Here is a 14,599-nt window from a genome sequence, read left to right on the forward strand (position 1 = left end):
GCAGCGAGTGTGCCGCCACCAGCACGGTTACCCTAAATCACGTGTCACACGACGCCCCGGCCCGCAGCCTGCGGCCCCAGCGCGTGGACGCATCGCGCGGCAAATACTGGTGGGTGCGTTGGGTGGTGCTCGGCCTCGTCGCGATCGTGCTTGCCGTCGAGGTGGCACTCGGGTGGGACCAGTTAGCCAAAGCCTGGACGAGCTTGTACCGGGCCAACTGGTGGTGGCTGATCGCCGCGGTGGTGGCGTCGGCCGCGTCGATGCACAGCTTCGCCCAGATCCAGCGCACCCTGCTCAAGTCCGCAGGGGTGCACGTCAAGCAACTCCGGTCGGAAGCCACCTTCTACGCCGCCAACTCGCTGAGCACCACGCTGCCGGGCGGGCCGGTGCTGTCGGCGACGTTCCTGTTCCGCCAGCAACGCATCTGGGGCGCGTCGACGGTGGTGGCGTCCTGGCAGTTGGTGATGTCGGGTGTGCTGCAGGCCGTGGGGTTGGCGCTGCTCGGATTGGGCGGCGCGTTCTTCCTGGGCGCCAAGAACAACCCGTTCTCGCTGCTGTTCACGCTCGGCGGATTCGTCGCGCTGTTGCTGCTGGCCCAGGCGGTGGCGTCGCGGCCGGAGCTGATCGAGGGGATCGGCACTCGAGTCTTGGCGTGGGCCAACTCAATTCGCGGCAGACCGGCCGACACCGGCCTGGCCAAGTGGCGCGAGACGCTCATGCAGCTGGAATCGGTCAGCCTGGGCCGGCGCGACTTGGCGGTGGCGTTCAGCTGGTCACTGTTCAACTGGGTCGCCGACGTGGCCTGCCTGGGCTTTGCCGCCTACGCGGCCGGCGACCACGCGTCGGTCGCGGGGTTGACGGTTGCCTACGCGGCGGCCCGCGCGGTGGGGACGATTCCGCTGATGCCGGGCGGGTTGTTGGTCGTGGAGGCGGTGCTGGTGCCCGGCCTGGTGTCCAGTGGCATGTCGTTGCCGAGCGCCATCTCCGCGATGCTGATCTACCGGCTGATCAGCTGGTTGCTCATCGCCGCCATCGGCTGGGTGGTGTTCTTCTTCGTGTTCCGCACCGAGCACACCACGGACGACGACGACCCGATCACCGGCCCGCTGCCGCTGGCGGAGCTACAGCGCGAACTGTCCGTCGACCCGACCGAGACGGCTTTGCAGGGTCCGCTACCGCCGCCCGATGGGGCTGTGGATTAGTGGGCGCGGTTTGGAGCCTGCGCTCACGGCGCCGAGACTGAACCCAGGGCGCCGAGACTGAACCTAGGGCTAGGTTTCGCGAATTTTCGCGCTCTGACTTCAGTCTCGCCGCGGCAAACGCTTAGCCCGCGCGGTTGGCCCGGGGCGGGCCGGGAAGCGGCGAGGCCGGGATACCACCCGACGGCGGCGGAGCAACCGGCGCACCGGCCGGCGACGCGCCCGGCAGGCCCGGGAGCCCACCGCCCTGCGCCTGCTGCATCATTCCGATGGCCTGCGGGAGGCTGATCGGCAGCTTGCACCTGGTCGACAGGTTGGTCAACGGCTGCGTCATCGTCTGCATATCGAGGGCGACCTTGGGATTGGCCGTGAAATACGACTTGAGCGTGTCGAACGATTGCGGGCCCGCCTGCTGTTGCAGCACCGACGTCATCACGTTGTCGGTGTCCGGATGCGCGTCCAGATAGTCGCCCAGCGACTTGGTGACCGAACTGACCGTCCTGGCGACTTCACTGGCCGCACAGGGGTCGGCCGCACCAGTGGCGTGCGGCTCGGCCATCAGCCCGAAGGCGGCGGCCGGCACCGCGACGGCGATCAGTCCTGCGGCGAGCTTGCGGCGCCTGGTGTTCATGAACAACTCCCCTAACGGTTTGCGAATGGCCGCGCTAACGACGCGCCTCACAAACGGCTTAACGGCTTGAGTCCCCCGACACCCGCACGGCCATCCGACATCCTGCCATCCCGGGCAGTTTCGCCGCCAGTTCGCGGTTGTGAGGCGCGACACCGAAGGAGCGGGTTAGTGCTGCGCCAATTTGACCAACCGCATCGCGCCGCCGCTCCGGTGACCCATGGGACAGGTGGGACGCCTGCGTCGGCCGCACCGAAAATCCCAGCCCGCCCTCGGTTTCACAACGGTTCTGCAACTTCCCCGGCCTATCCCCGTCGTCCCAGCTCAGATACCGCGAACCGGATTTAATCCACAGGCTGCTGCGGTAGGCTCGCGCCAGCATGCATTGCGCGAGGAAATCGCGAGAATTACGGGGAGCCCGAAATCCAGCAGTTCATGATGCGCCTAAGCCGCAGCCTGCGCAGATTCCGCTGGTTGGTCCTGACAGGCTGGCTGCTTGCATTGGTGCCGTCGGTCTATCTGGCGTTGACGCAGTCCGGGCATCTCACCGGCGGTGGCTTCGAGGTCGCCGGGTCGCAGTCGATCGCGGTCCACGACCAGCTCGAGGAGCAATTCCGCGAGCAAGGAGCGTCGTCGTTGGCGCTGGTAGCGGCCCCCCGCGCGGATGCCAGCTACCAGGACATCAACGATGCGGTCGCGTTGCTGAGGAACATCGCCGGCGAGGTCCCCGGCGTATCGGAGGTACCCAACCCCACCCAGCGACCCCCCCAGCCGGACCGGCCCTACGTGGTGTCACTGCGGCTCGACTCCCGCAACACCAGCGACGTCGCCAAGAAACTACGCACCCGGGTGGGCATCAAGGGCGACCAATCCGGACAGACAGCGAACGGCCACGTGCGGCTCTACGTCATCGGGCAAGGCGCGCTCAGCGCTGCCGCGGCGGCCAACACCAAGCACGACATCGCCGAAGCGGAAAAGTGGAACCTGCCGATCATCCTGATCGTCCTACTCGCGGTGTTCGGTTCGCTGGCCGCCGCGGCGATCCCGCTGGCCCTGGGCGTCTGCACGGTCGTGGTCACGATGGGCCTGGTCTACCTGTTGTCGATGCACACCACCATGTCGGTGTTCGTCACCTCGACGGTGTCGATGTTCGGCATCGCGCTCGCCGTCGACTACTCCTTATTTATCCTGATGCGCTTCCGCGAGGAACTGCGTACCGGCCGTCAGCCGAGGGAGGCCGTCGACGCCGCGATGGCCACCTCCGGGCTCGCGGTGGTGCTGTCCGGAATGACCGTCATCGCGTCGCTGACCGGGATCTACCTGATCAACACCCCCGCGCTGAAGTCGATGGCAACCGGAGCGATTCTCGCCGTCGCGGTCGCGATGCTGACGGCTGCCACCTTGACACCAGCGGCGCTGGCGACGTTCGGGCGCCAAGCCGCAAAAAGGGCGGCGCTGCTGCACTGGTCACGCCAGCCTGAGAGCACTACGTCCCGGTTCTGGACGCGCTGGGTGGGATGGGTGATGCGCCGGCCGTGGATATCGTCACTGGGGGCGTCGCTGGTCCTGATCCTGATGGCCGCACCGGCGTTGTCGATGGTGATGGGCAACAGCCTGCTGCGCCAGTTCGACTCGTCGCACGAGATCCGAGCCGGGGTGGCCGCGGCGTCCCAGGCACTCGGCCCCGGCGCGCTGGGTCCGGTTCAGGTGCTGGTCACCTTCCCCGACGGCAACGCGTCCTCGCCGGAGCACAGCCAGACGGTCGGCGCGGTCCGGCAGCGAATGATGCAGGCACCCAACGTCAAGTCTGTGGCACCGCCGGTGTTCGCCGACGACAACCGCAGCGCGCTGCTGTCCGCGGTGCTGACGGTCGATCCCGAGGACCTGGGCGCCCGGGAAACCGTCAAGTGGATGCGAGCCCAGCTGCCCGGGGGCACCGAGACCGACTCGGCACACGTCAACGTCGGCGGCCAGACCGCGCTGATCAAGGATTTCGACGACCGGGTGTCGCAGACCGAGCCGCTGGTGCTGCTGTTCGTCGCGCTGATCGCCTTCTTCATGCTGCTGATCTCCATTCACTCGGTCTTCCTGGCGCTCAAGGGCGTGCTGATGACGTTGCTGTCGGTGGCCGCCGCCTACGGCAGCCTCGTGATGGTGTTCCAGTGGGGCTGGCTGGAGAAGCTCGGGTTCGCGCATATCACCTCGATCGACAGCACGGTGCCGCCGCTGGTGCTGGCGATGACGTTCGGGTTGTCGATGGACTACGAGATCTTCCTGCTGACCCGAATCCGCGAGCGCTTCCTGCTGTCCGGGGACACCCGTGACGCGGTCGCATACGGCGTGAGCACCAGCGCACGCACCATCACCAGCGCCGCCCTGATCATGATCGCCGTGTTCATCGGCTTCGCATTCGCCGGGATGCCGCTGGTCGCCGAGATCGGCGTCGCGTGCGCGGTGGCGATCGCGGTGGACGCCACCGTGGTGCGGTTGGTGCTGGTCCCGGCTCTGATGGCGATGTTCGCCCAGTGGAACTGGTGGATGCCCAAGTGGATGCTGCGGGTGTTGCCGTCGGTCGACTTCGACAGGCCGCTGCCCGACGTCGACCTCGCCGACATCGTCGTGATCCCGGAGGACATCGCGGCACTGGTAGCCCCCAACGCGGACCTGCGGATGGTGCTCAAATCGGCGGCCAAGCTCAAACTCCTGGCACCCGATGCCATCTGCGTCGCCGATCCCCTCGCCTTCACCGGGTGCGAACGGAACGGCAAGGAGCCCGCCGAAGCACTGCCGCCAGACCAGGAACCGGGGCTATGCCAGCTGGAAGACGGAGACATCGGGGACACCGGCGAGCTGCGGGTGGTCTCGGTCGACACCAGGACCGGCAATAAATCGGCGGCCCGCAAGCTCGTCGGCGGCCTGGCTTCCCGCAACGGCATCGCCTGGGCGATCCCGTGGGGTACCCGCCCGGTGCACCCGGTCACCCTGTGGCGTGGTCGGCTCTCGGTCGCCATCGAGGCTCTCGAGACCGACACCGACCCCCGCGACCGGCCCAAATACGCGCGGCGCAGCCCGGTGGAGACCACTCATGTGCAGCTACCCACCGGCGACCGGCTGCTGGTTCCGACCGGCGCGGAAGCGCTGCGCCTCAAGGGCTACCTGATCATGTGCCGTAACAGTCGCCGCGACTACACCGAATTTGCCGACATGGTGGAAGCGATGGAACCCGAGACCGCCGCCGTGGTGCTGGCCGGGATGGACAGGTATTACTGTTGTCAACCACCCGGCTCCCGCTCGAGGCGACAATGGATGGCCAGTCAGCTGGTGCGCCGGCTCGCTGATCCACATCCGTCTGACCTCGATGACGATCAGTTGACTGAACCAGACGCCCAGGCAGACTGGGATGAGGTCCGGCAGCGCTGCCTGTCGGTGGCCGTGGCGATGTTGGAGGAGGCGAGGTGACTTTGGCAGCCGAGCGACGCCAAGGACCGACGCCGCGCCGGTCCCCCAGGTCCGCCGTGAAACCGGGCACCCGCGGGCCCGACCTCGATCAGCCGGTGGAGTTCTGGCCCACCGCCGCCATCCGTTCGGCGATGCAAGGCGGCGATATCGCCACCTGGAAGCGGATCGCCGCCGCGCTGAAACGTGACCCGTACGGACGCACTGCCCGCCAGGTCGAAGAGGTCCTCGATGGCACCCGGCCGTACGGCATCTCCAAGGCATTGGCCGAGGTGCTGGAACGCGCGCGCATCCACCTGGAGGCCAACGAACGTGCCGAGGTGGCCCGCCATGTGCGCCTGCTTATGGAACGCTCCGGACTGGCCGAAGAGGAATTCGCCTCTCGCCTCGGTGTGGACCCCGAGGATCTGATCGCCTACCTCGACGCCAGCATCAGCCCGTCGGCCTCCCTGATGGTCCGGATGCGCCGGCTCTCCGACCGGTTCGTCAAGGTGAAGTCCAGCCGTCCGGCCGACACCAACTAATTCGGCCTAATTCGGATGGTGGCGACCCGCTTCACCGGGCTCCGCCGCGCTCGCGATCGCCACGAGACCCGATGGTGACGACCCGCTTCACCCGGCTCCGCCGCGCTCGCGATCGGCTCCGCCGCGCTCGCGATCGCCACTAACGCGGGTTGATCGGCATTACGTCCACTACCAGCCAGTCGTTGCCGCGCTTGGTCAACGCCACCCGCAGTGGGCGCGCCGCCTGATCGGGCGGCTGACCCGGCGTGTTCTGCGTCACCCGCAGGATGACCGCCACACTCGCCGCCGACGGCCCGATCGCCTCGACCCCGGCCGCCAACGTGGCGGCCGAAGCGGTGACGTTGCGCTTGACCAGTTCGACGGTGAACTTCTGGTACTGCTCCTTGAACGGGTCCGCCCGCTCGGGCACCATCATCGCGGCCGCCTTGTTGACGGAGGCCGTCGGATCACCCGGGTTGAACGACGCCTCCGCCTCAGCCATCGCGATCGCAATCTGGACCACCGATCGGGAATCGTCTTTGAACCGGCGGTCCGGTTTCGTCCAGTGCGTGTACCCGGTCACCACCGCCGCCGACAGCGCGGCAGTGGTCAGGAAAACGACGCCCATACGCAGCCGGGGGGCGTCGTCGTCGGTACCGACACTGACCGAGTCTCGGCGCAGCAGCCAGAAGTTGACCGCCATCGCCTCCACGATCAGCAGCACCAGCACCGAACACACCGACACCCACCACAGCGGCCAGGCCAGCACGACCCCGATCGCCAGCAGCGCGACCACCGCTGCGAGCGGCGCCAGGATGTCGAACGCCAGCAGCCGCCATCGATTTCTCATCGGATCGACTCCAGCCGGGAGATCATCAGCTTGCCCTCCACATTGGAGACCTCGAGCCGCAAGCTCCAATGCACCGTCAGCGGCTTGCTGCCGGCGTTTTCGCTGACCGAGGTGGCGACCACCATTACGGAGTCGCCTCGACTGGCGAATGCCGGCAGCTTGGTGGTGACGACGGGCCGCGCCCTGCCGGGCTGGGTGTCCAGGTCGCGGTGCACAGTTTCGATCGCGACCGACTCGATCTGGCCGACGCTGTGCGACTGCAACTTCTGCACGACCTGTCGATAAGGCTGCAGCGAGGCCTCGAAGTCGGTGTTGAGTTCTCCGACCGTCCCGTCATGCAGTTTCTGCAAACTCGAGTCGAGGTTGCCGGTGTTCATGTTGATCAGCACACCCGTCCACTCGGCAGCCTTCTGCATGACTCGGCTCAGGTAGGCGCGCTCGTTGGTGTCTTCGCGGTGTGCGTGCCAGATGAAGACGCCGAGCACGACGGCGGCCACCGACAGCACGGCGAGAAAGGTCGACCCGACGCCGTAGCCGGAAAAGACCCGATCGTACTCGTCGTCGTCTTCGTCGTCTTCGTCGTCCGCGTAATCGTCGTAGTCTTCGGCGTCGTCGGCGTCCTTGGCCTCAGGCGCCGGCTCGGTCTTTTTGCTCTTCTTGGTGGGCGCGGCCGCCTTACTGGAAGCCGGAGCGACCACGGTCGCGGCCGCGTCGGTGTCGGGCAGGGCCGCAGCCTGGGTGCTGGCCACGATGGTGTCGGCGTGCTCCTGTTCCGGTGGGCTCAATGCTTGGTGGGCGGCGCTAGCAAACTCCCCAGCGCTCGCGTAGCGATCCTGCGGGTCTTTGGCCATCCCGCGCGCGATGACGTCGTCGAAGCCGGCAGGGATCTCGGCCCGCTGCTGGCTGGGTTGCGGGATGGGAGCGTTCAGGTGCGCGGTGATCAGCGCGGGCAGGTCCACGGCGTCATAGGGCGGGGATCCGGTCAGGCATTCATAGAGCACGCAGGCCAGCGCGTAGATGTCCGTGTGGTGGCTCACCTCGGCGTTACCGAGCCGCTCGGGGGCCATGTAGGCAAACGTGCCGATGGTAGTGCCCGAGCTGGTCAGCTTGGCGTCGGTGGCCGCGTTGGCCAAGCCGAAATCCACCAGGCAGGCGAAGTCGTCGCCGGTGAGCAAGATGTTGGCCGGCTTCACGTCGCGGTGGATCACTTGTTGGGCGTGGGCGGCATCGAGCGCTGCGGCGATCTGACGGACGATCGCCACCGCCCGCGCGGGATCCAGCTGGCCCTCGCTCGCCAGCATGCTGAGCAGATCGGTGCCCTCGATGAGCCGCATGTCGATGTAGAGCTGTCCGTCGATCTCCCCGCAGTGGTGGATCGGCACCACGTGCGGTTCGTGCAGCCGCCCGGCGGTGCGTGCCTCACGGTCGAGCCGTTGCCGAAATGCCTCGTTCTGCGAATACGGGGCCGCCATCAGCTTCAAGGCCACCACCCGGTCCATCTCGGTGTCCTGGGCCTCGTACACCTCGCCGAACCCGCCTCGGCCCAACAGCCGCCGGAGCCGGTAGCGCCCGAACCGCGAACCCTCCCGCGAACCCGTCAGGGTTTCGCCGGCCGTCGGCTCTTGCACCACTACATCACTCCTCAAGCCACCAGACATCGACACCAGCCAGGCAACAGTATGCGACTCGTCCAGAGTGCCCGAAGCCCCGTTCCGCAACCCATGGGACGACCGCGACCCAGAAACGATGGAAGGATGGCGGGGTGACTGTAGAAGCCATCCGCTCGGGCATCGACCTGAGTTACGTCGACGCGGACGCCCGACCCCAAGACGACCTGTTCGGCCACGTCAACGGCCGCTGGCTGGTCGAATACGACATGCCGGCGGACCGGGCGACCGACGGCGCCTTCCGTGCTTTGCGTGACCGGGCCGAGGAGCAGGTGCGCGACCTGGTCATCGAGGCCGGCAACTCCGGCGCCGAGTCGCAGACTGACGAACAACGCATCGGCGACCTCTACGCCAGCTTCCTGGACGAGGAGGCCGTCGCGCGCGTTGGTGTGCAGCCCCTGCTCGACGAGCTGACCGCGATCGACGCGGCCGCCGATTCCGCGGCGCTGGCCGCCGTCCTCGGCGCCCTGCAGCGCACCGGTGTGGGTGGCGGCGTCGGCATGTATGTAGACACCGATTCGAAGAACTCGACGCGCTACCTTGCGCACTTCCGCCAGTCCGGCATCGGATTGCCCGACGAGTCCTACTTCCGCGATCCGCAGCACGCCGAGGTGCTGGCGGCCTACCCGGGACACATCGCCCGGATGTCCAGCCTGGTGTATGGCGGTGACCCGGCCGAGTACGCGGATACCGCGGCCCGCATCGTGGCGCTGGAGACCAAACTGGCCGCCGCGCACTGGGACGTGGTCAAGCGCCGCGACGCCGACCTCACGTACAACCTGCGCACATTTGCCGAGTTGCAGGCCGAAAGTCAAGGGTTCGATTGGCCCGGCTGGGTGGCCGCACTGGGCAGTACACCCGACGCTGTCGCGGAAATTGTTGTGCGCCAACCCGATTACCTCACCACCTTCGCCGCACTGTGGAGCAGTGAGGATCTCGACGACTGGAAGCGTTGGGCGCGTTGGCGTTTGATCAGCGCCCGGGCCGACCTGTTGACCGACGACCTGGTCTTGGAGAGCTTCGACTTCTACGGACGGCTGCTGTCGGGTGCCGAGCAGATCCGCGATCGCTGGAAGCGGGCGGTGTCGCTGGTGGAGGGCCTGATGGGCGATGCCGTCGGAAAGCTCTACGTGGCCAAGCATTTTCCGCCGGGCGCCAAGGCCCGCATCGACACCCTGGTGGACAACCTGCAACAGGCGTATCGGATCAGCATCGACAATTTGGACTGGATGACGCCGCAGACCCGGCAGCGTGCGCTGGCCAAGCTGGACAAGTTCACCGCCAAGGTCGGATACCCGGCCAAGTGGCGGGACTACACCGAGCTGGTGATCCGTCGCGACGACCTGTACGGCAACTACCTGCGCGGGTGCGCGGTAAATCATGACCGCGAGTTGGCGAAGCTCGGCGGTCCGGTCGACCGCGACGAATGGATGATGACGCCGCAGACCGTGAACGCCTATTACAACCCGGGGATGAACGAAATCGTCTTTCCCGCAGCGATTTTGCAACCTCCTTTCTTCGACCCGGACGCCGACGACGCGGCCAACTACGGTGGGATCGGCGCGGTCATCGGCCACGAGATCGGGCACGGCTTCGACGACCAGGGCGCCAAGTACGACGGCGACGGCAACCTGGTCGACTGGTGGACCGACGACGACCGCACCGAATTCGGCTTGCGTGCCAAGGCGCTGATCGAGCAGTACGAGGCTTACACGCCACGAGCGCTCGACGACAGCCACCACGTGAACGGCGCTTTCACCATCGGCGAGAACATCGGCGATTTGGGTGGCTTGTCGATCGCGCTGCTCGCGTATCGGCTCTCGCTGAACGGCGAGGCCGCCCCGGTCATCGATGGGCTGACCGGCGTGCAGCGGGTGTTCTTCGGCTGGGCCCAGGTGTGGCGGACCAAATCACGCGACGCCGAGGCGATCCGGCGGTTGGCCGTCGATCCGCACTCGCCGCCGGAGTTCCGGTGCAACGGCGTGATCCGCAACATGGACGCGTTCTACGAGGCCTTCGACGTCGCCGAAGACGACGCGCTGTTCTTGGACCCCAAGCGCCGCGTCCGCATCTGGAATTAAGCGCCAGCGGCCCATGCAAGGATGGCGGGGTGACTGTAGAGGCCATCCGCTCGGGCATCGACCTGAGCTACGTCGACGCCGACGCCCGACCCCAAGACGACCTGTTCGGCCACGTCAACGGCCGGTGGCTGGCCGAGTTCGAGATACCTGCGGATCGGGCCAGCGACGGCGTCGGTCGGGCGCTGTTCGACCAGGCCGAGGAGCACGTGCGCGACCTCATCATCGAAGCCAGCGAGAAAGGCTCCGCAGCGGGCACCGATGAGCAGCGCATCGGCGACCTTTACGCCAGTTTCCTCGACGAGGAAACCATTGCGCACAGAGGTGTGCAGCCACTGCTCGACGAACTTGCCGTGATCGACAACGCCGTCGACCGCACCGAACTGGCCGCCGCACTGGGTGCGTTGGATCGCGCCGGAATGGGCGGCGCCGTCGGGATGCACGTGAACACCGACGCGAAGGACTCGACCCGCTACCTCGTGTACTTCACGCAGTCCGGCCTCGGATTGCCCGACGAGTCGTATTACCGCGACCCCCAGCACGCCGAAGTGCTCGAGGCCTACCCCGGCCACATCGCCCGCATGTTCAGCCTGGTGTATGGCGGTGACCCGGCCCAGTACGCCGAGACCGCGGCCCGCATCGTGGCGCTGGAGACCAAACTGGCCGCCGCGCACTGGGACGTGGTCAAGCGCCGGGACGCAGAGCTTGCCTACAACCTGCGCACCTTCGCACAACTTCAGACTGAAGCAGTCGGCTTCGACTGGGCGGGCTGGCTGACAGCGTTGGGCACCACACCCGAGGCGCTCGCGGAACTGATTGTGCGCCAACCGGATTACCTCACCACCTTCGCCGCACTGTGGAGCAGTGAGGATCTCGAAGACTGGAAGCTCTGGGCGCGTTGGCGTTTGATCAGCGCCCGGGCCGCATTCTTGACCGACGACCTGGTCTTGGAGAGCTTCGATTTCTACAGCCGCCGGCTCACCGGTGCCGAGCAGATCCGCGCTCGCTGGAAGCGGGCGGTGTCGCTGGTGGAGGGCCTGGCCGGCGATACGGTCGGTAAGCTCTACGTGGCCAAGCATTTTCCGCCGGGCGCCAAGGCCCGTATCGACACCCTGGTGGACAACCTGCGAGAGGCCTACCGGATCAGCATCGACAATCTGGACTGGATGACGCCGCAGACCCGTCAGCGTGCGCTGGCCAAGCTGGACAAGTTCACCGCCAAGGTCGGCTACCCGACCAAGTGGCGGGACTATTCCAAGTTGGTGATTCGCCGCGACGACCTGTACGGCAACTACCGGCGCGGGTGCGCGGTCAACCATGACCGCGAGTTGGCGAAGCTCGGCGGTCCGGTCGACCGCGACGAGTGGTTCATGACGCCGCAGACCGTGAACGCCTACTACAACCCGGGGATGAACGAAATCGTCTTTCCCGCAGCGATTTTACAGCCACCGTTCTTCGACCCGCACGCCGACGATGCCGCCAATTACGGCGGGATCGGCGCGGTCATCGGCCACGAGATCGGGCACGGCTTCGACGACCAGGGCGCCAAGTACGACGGCGACGGCAACCTGGTCGACTGGTGGACCGACGAGGACCGCACCGAGTTTGCCACCCGCACCAAAGCACTGATCGAGCAGTACGAGGTCTACACGCCACGGTCGCTCGACGACAGCCACCACGTGAACGGCGCCTTCACCATCGGCGAGAACATCGGCGACCTGGGCGGGTTGTCGATCGCGCTGCTCGCCTACCAGCTATCGCTGAACGGCGAGCCCGCCCCGGTCATCGATGGGCTGACCGGTGTGCAGCGGGTGTTCTTCGGCTGGGCGCAGGTGTGGCGGACCAAATCGCGTGACGCAGTGGAGATTCAGTTGTTGGCGGTGGATCCGCACTCGCCGCCGGAGTTCCGGTGCAACGGCGTGATCCGCAACATGGACGCGTTCTACGAGGCCTTCGACGTCGCCGAAGACGACGCGCTGTTCTTGGACCCCCAGCGACGCGTCCGAATCTGGAACTAGCGCGAGCGGGGGGCACTCCCCCGCAAGCGGGAGGTACCCCCACCCGCTTGCGAGCAGACGGAAAAGCACCGCGACACGCCGCTACGCAGGTGCTTTTAAGTCTGCTCGGCGAATATCCGCAGGCACGTGCTTGTGCCAGGGGGTGCCGGCGTAAGGGTCGCGCCACTCAGTGGACGTCAGCGCATTGGGCGCGACACCGGCAACGACGGTAGCGCCCGCCTCGTCGGTGTAGTCGAGCCCAAACCCGTTGGGCAGGGACGCATGTCCGGGCAGCATCGTCTCGGTGACTTCGACGGTCGCCTCGGCACTGCCGGCCGCGGTGGTGATCCGCGCCCGGCAGCCGTCCACCAAGCCGAGCGCCTGGGCGTCTTCCACGCTGACCCGCAGCGCCCCATCGGCGTCGCGTTTGCGCCACGACGGGTCGCGGAAGATGTCGTTGGCGGTGTAGGCGCGACGCTCGCCCACCGACATCACGATCGGCAACTCCGCGGTGGTCAGCTGGGCCGGCGCCTGGGTCAAAGCCCGCGCCTCGTGCAGCATTTCGGGAATCTCCAACGCGATCTTGTGATCGGCGTGGCTGATCAGCGCGAAGTCGTCTTCGTAGTTGTGCACGGTGAACGTGACTCCGGAGGGACTGTCCAGGATCGCGTCGAACAACGCATTGCCGTCAGCGTAGCCGGCCCGCCGGACGGCGTCGGGGTATTTCATCGCCGTCTTCTGGGCCAGTCCCCATAGCGTGGCCGCGCCGGCCAATCCGTCGGGCAGCGTCGGCCCGAGTGTCTCGTAGAGCACGTACGGAATCAGTTTCGAGACAGTCGGGTTGGCACCGGTGGCGCCCAGGAACGCTGCGGTGTACGCCTCGCGGCCCTGCTGAGCGGCCTCGTGCAGCGGCCGCAGATCTTCGTCCTCTACTATGCCCAACGCCCGCACCAACCTGGCCCAGATCTCCGGTTCGGCCAGGGTTCCCGGTAACGGCTCGAGTAGCGGCCGGCGCAATTGCATTGCGTTACGCGGAAATTCCAGATTGAAGAAGGTGGCTTCGGCCTTTTCGAACTGAGAGGCCGCCGGCAGGACGTAGTGGGCGAGTCTGGCGGTCTCGGTCATCGCGATGTCGATGACCACCAACAGTTCCAGCTCCTCGAACGCCTCCCGGCACGCAGCCGAATCAGCCAGGGAGTGAGCGGGATTGCTGCTCTCGACGATCATGGCCCGGAACCGGTCCGGGTGGTCGGTAAGGATCTCCTCCGGGACGACGTTGCTCGGCACCAGCCCCGCGATGATCGGCGCGCCGGTGACCGGGGTGCGGCCGTAGTACTGACCGAACAGCGGAGCCAACGACGAATGCAGGTGCTGGCCACCCTTTTTCGCGAAGTTTCCGGTAAGGATCCAGAGCAGCTTGTTCAGATACGAGCACAGAGTGCTGTTGGGTGCCTGTTGGACTCCGAGGTCCTCGAACACCGCGACACTGGAAGCTGTACCGATGCGCCGGGCCGCCGCGCGCAACAACTCCTCGTCCACCCCACAGCGCTCCGCGTAGTCGGCAACCGGCACCTCACGCAGCACCGCCCGAACGGCGTCGACGCCGTGCACGTGCTCAGCGAGAAACGCTTCGTTGCAAAGATTTTCCTGAACCAGGACGGCGGCCAGCGCGGCAAGGCACCAGGCGTCGGTGCCCGGTCGTACCCGCAGGTGGAAGTCGGACATCTTCGCGGTGTCGGTGACCACGGGATCGATCACGATCATCGACCGAGCCGGGTCTTTGGCGATCTCGTTGAGCACCACGCGCGCTCGCGGGAAGCTCTGCGACATCCACGGATTCTTCCCGACGAACACCGAGACTTCGGCGTGCTCGAACTCGCCGCGGGTGTGGCCGCCGTAGAGGTGCGAATCGACCCACGCCTCGCCGGTCTTCTCCTGCGCCAGTGCGCTGGACCGGTACTTCGACCCGAGCGCCTTCAGGAATGCGGCGCTGTAGGACCCGCCCAGATGGTTGCCCTGTCCGCCGCCGCCGTAATAGAAGATCTTGTCTCCGCCGTAGGCGTCGCGGATGTGCGTGAAGCCCTCGGCGATCTCGACAATCGCGGTGTCCCAGTCGATTTCCTCATAGGTTCCGTCGGGACGGCGGCGCAGCGGGGAGGTCAGGCGACCGCGGCTGTTCTGGTAGTGGTCCAGCCGCAGCGCCTTGTTGCAGGTGTAGCCC

At 66.7% G+C, this 14,599-nt stretch carries 9 protein-coding genes; 5 read left to right on the forward strand and 4 right to left on the reverse strand.

The window, feature by feature from the left end; translation table 11 throughout:
• The first annotated feature begins 41 nt into the window (after positions 1 to 41).
• Positions 42 to 1,202, forward strand: coding sequence for a YbhN family protein (locus VML93_RS01530; RefSeq protein WP_325606954.1), 1,161 nt, complete (start codon positions 42 to 44; stop codon positions 1,200 to 1,202).
• A 121-nt stretch (positions 1,203 to 1,323) separates the two neighbouring features.
• Here the strand turns inward: VML93_RS01530 and VML93_RS01535 are convergent, their stop codons facing one another.
• Positions 1,324 to 1,830 carry a hemophore gene (locus VML93_RS01535; RefSeq protein WP_325606956.1) on the reverse strand — a complete coding sequence of 169 codons (507 nt, stop codon included), beginning with the start codon at positions 1,828 to 1,830 and terminating at the stop codon, positions 1,324 to 1,326.
• A gap of 432 nt (positions 1,831 to 2,262) precedes the next feature.
• Between VML93_RS01535 and VML93_RS01540 the strand changes: the two genes are divergently transcribed.
• Positions 2,263 to 5,286 carry an MMPL family transporter gene (locus VML93_RS01540; RefSeq protein ID WP_325606957.1) on the forward strand — a complete coding sequence of 1,008 codons (3,024 nt, stop codon included), beginning with the start codon at positions 2,263 to 2,265 and terminating at the stop codon, positions 5,284 to 5,286.
• Positions 5,283 to 5,807 carry an XRE family transcriptional regulator gene (locus tag VML93_RS01545; protein WP_414686257.1) on the forward strand — a complete coding sequence of 175 codons (525 nt, stop codon included), beginning with the start codon at positions 5,283 to 5,285 and terminating at the stop codon, positions 5,805 to 5,807. Before VML93_RS01540 ends, VML93_RS01545 begins: the two co-directional genes overlap by 4 nt.
• Before the next feature lie 139 nt (positions 5,808 to 5,946).
• Here the strand turns inward: VML93_RS01545 and VML93_RS01550 are convergent, their stop codons facing one another.
• The gene (locus tag VML93_RS01550; protein ID WP_325606959.1) at positions 5,947 to 6,636 is read right to left on the reverse strand and encodes a hypothetical protein; all 690 of its coding nucleotides are present in this window, start codon (positions 6,634 to 6,636) and stop codon (positions 5,947 to 5,949) included.
• Entirely contained in the window at positions 6,633 to 8,267 is a 1,635-nt protein-coding gene (locus tag VML93_RS01555; RefSeq protein WP_325606961.1) for a serine/threonine-protein kinase, read from the reverse strand. Before VML93_RS01555 ends, VML93_RS01550 begins: the two co-directional genes overlap by 4 nt.
• A 131-nt stretch (positions 8,268 to 8,398) precedes the next feature.
• Here VML93_RS01555 and VML93_RS01560 point away from each other — a divergent pair, with 131 nt between their 5' ends.
• Both VML93_RS01560 and VML93_RS01565 read left to right on the forward strand, forming a co-directional pair.
• Positions 8,399 to 10,384, forward strand: a complete 1,986-nt coding sequence (locus VML93_RS01560; RefSeq protein WP_325606963.1) for a M13 family metallopeptidase — start codon at positions 8,399 to 8,401, stop codon at positions 10,382 to 10,384.
• A gap of 29 nt (positions 10,385 to 10,413) precedes the next feature.
• Positions 10,414 to 12,399 (forward strand): M13 family metallopeptidase, encoded by a 1,986-nt coding sequence (locus VML93_RS01565; protein ID WP_325606965.1) that lies wholly within the window; start codon positions 10,414 to 10,416, stop codon positions 12,397 to 12,399.
• Positions 12,400 to 12,480: 81 nt separating this feature from the next.
• Here the strand turns inward: VML93_RS01565 and VML93_RS01570 are convergent.
• Positions 12,481 to 14,599: molybdopterin oxidoreductase family protein (locus VML93_RS01570; protein ID WP_325606967.1), on the reverse strand; the 2,119-nt coding region annotated here is incomplete at its 5' end.

Origin of the sequence: Mycobacterium sp., from assembly GCF_035499775.1 — a bacterium.
GTDB lineage: Bacteria > Actinomycetota > Actinomycetes > Mycobacteriales > Mycobacteriaceae > Mycobacterium.

Coding starts and splice junctions, on each gene's coding strand:
- VML93_RS01535 (WP_325606956.1), bottom strand. CDS start 1,830: ATGAACACCAGGCGCCGCAAGCTCGCCGCAGGACTGATCGCCGTCGCG.
- VML93_RS01540 (WP_325606957.1), top strand. CDS start 2,263: ATGATGCGCCTAAGCCGCAGCCTGCGCAGATTCCGCTGGTTGGTCCTG.
- VML93_RS01550 (WP_325606959.1), bottom strand. CDS start 6,636: ATGAGAAATCGATGGCGGCTGCTGGCGTTCGACATCCTGGCGCCGCTC.